This is a genomic window from Rhizobacter sp. P2_H2, from assembly GCF_056403375.1.
In genome coordinates this window covers 1-1,797 of the sequence record NZ_JBFUFP010001071.1, presented here as the reverse complement: position 1 = coordinate 1,797, position 1,797 = coordinate 1, and the positions used below count along the sequence as shown (strand labels likewise).

Here is a 1,797-nt window from a genome sequence, read left to right as displayed (position 1 = left end):
CGTCGATGTTCAGCAGCACCAGCTGCCGGCCCTCGAGCACGTGGATGCGCTCCAGCACCTTGTCGAGCCGGAACTGCGTGCGCCGCTGCACCGTCTGCTGGCGGTAGGCGATCCACTCCTGCAGCATCAGCCGCAGCGTCTTCTGCGTCGGCCGGCCATCGGCGCCGATCATCGTCAGGTTGATCGGCGCCGAGCTCTCCAGGCTGGTGTGCGCGAGCAGCGTGTTGATCAGGTCCTGCTGCTCGATGCGGCTGGTCTTCGGCTCGATCACGATGCGCACCGGCGCATCCTTGTTCGATTCGTCGCGCACCACGTCGAGCACCGCCAGCACCGAGGCCTTCAGCTGCACCTGGTCGGCGCTCAAGGCCTTCTTGCCGGTCTTGATCTTCGGGTTGATCAGCTCCTCGATCTCTTCCAGCACCTTCTGCACGCTGGTGCCGTGCGGCAGCTCGGTGATGACGAGCTGCCACTGGCCGCGCGCCAGGTCCTCGATCTTCCAGCGCGCGCGCACCTTCAGGCTGCCGCGGCCGGTGGTGTAGGCGGCGCGGATCTCCTCGGGCGCGCTGATGATCTGGCCGCCGCCCGGGTAGTCGGGGCCGGGCACCAGCGTGAACAGTTCGTCGTCGCCCAGGTGCTCGTTGCGGATCAGCGCGACGGTGGCCGCCGCGATCTCGCGCAGGTTGTGCGAGGGCAGCTCGGTGGCCAGCCCCACCGCGATGCCGCTCGCGCCGTTCAGCAGCACGAAGGGCAGCCGCGCCGGCAGCAGCCGCGGCTCGCGCTCGACGCCGTCGTAGTTGGGGATGAAATCGGCCGTGCCTTCGTCGAGCTCGTCGAGCAGCAGGCGCGAGATCGGCGCGAGGCGCGCCTCGGTGTAGCGCATCGCGGCCGCGTTGTCGCCGTCGCGCGAGCCGAAGTTGCCCTGGCCGTCGACCAGCGGGTAGCGCTGCGAGAAGTCCTGCGCCATGCGCACCATCGCGTCGTACGCGGCCTGGTCGCCGTGCGGGTGGAACTTGCCGATCACGTCGCCGACGACGCGCGCGCTCTTGACCGGGCGCGCACCGGCCGTGCCGCTGAAGGCCAGGCCCAGGCGCTGCATCGCGTACAGGATGCGCCGCTGCACCGGCTTCTGGCCGTCGCACACATCGGGCAGCGCGCGGCCCTTGACGACGCTGAGCGCGTATTCGAGGTACGCGCGTTCGGCGTAGTGGGCGAGCGTGATGGCGTCGTCGGGGTTGCCGGTGTCGAAGAGATCGGTGGTCATGTGTTTTTCAAGGAAAGGCTTCGCGCCGTTGCTAGCGCGAAGCTTCGGATGCGGCGGCGCCGTGCATCTGCAACCCGGTGCGTGCGCTCGGCATGCGCGCCTGCAGCAGCGCCCAGTAGAGCTCCAGCACCAGGTGCACGTGCGCCTGGGTCTCGGGAATCGGCGGCATCTCGCCGCCGGCCTTGCGCACCGCCGATTCGCCGGCGTTCCACGCCGCCAGCGCGACATCGATGCGGCCGAAACGGCGCGTCAGGTTCGACAGCATGCGGGCGCCGGTGAGGATGTTGGTGCGCGGGTCGAGCAGCTTCTCGCGCAGCGCCGCGGAGCGCTCGCCGGCCGCGAAACCGCCGTAGTGCTGCGCGGCGATCGGCGTCAGCTGCATCAGCCCGACCGCGCCGCGCGGCGACACCGCCTTCGCGTTGAAGCCGGACTCGACCGCGATGATGGCCTTCAGCAACTCGATGTCGACGCCGTGCGCTGCAGCCGCTTCCCGCAGCAGCGGCTGCAGCGACTTCACTTCGGGCGCGAACTCCAGC

At 69.8% G+C, this 1,797-nt stretch carries 2 protein-coding genes; both read right to left on the bottom strand.

Annotated features, from left to right (window positions below; translation table 11 throughout):
* Positions 1 to 1,261: DNA gyrase subunit A (locus tag AC1D15_RS30125; RefSeq protein ID WP_477828913.1), on the bottom strand; the 1,261-nt coding region annotated here is incomplete at its 3' end.
* Positions 1,262 to 1,292: 31 nt separating this feature from the next.
* Positions 1,293 to 1,797 (bottom strand): lytic transglycosylase domain-containing protein (locus AC1D15_RS30120; protein WP_477828912.1); only part of this gene is annotated, 505 nt, incomplete at its 5' end.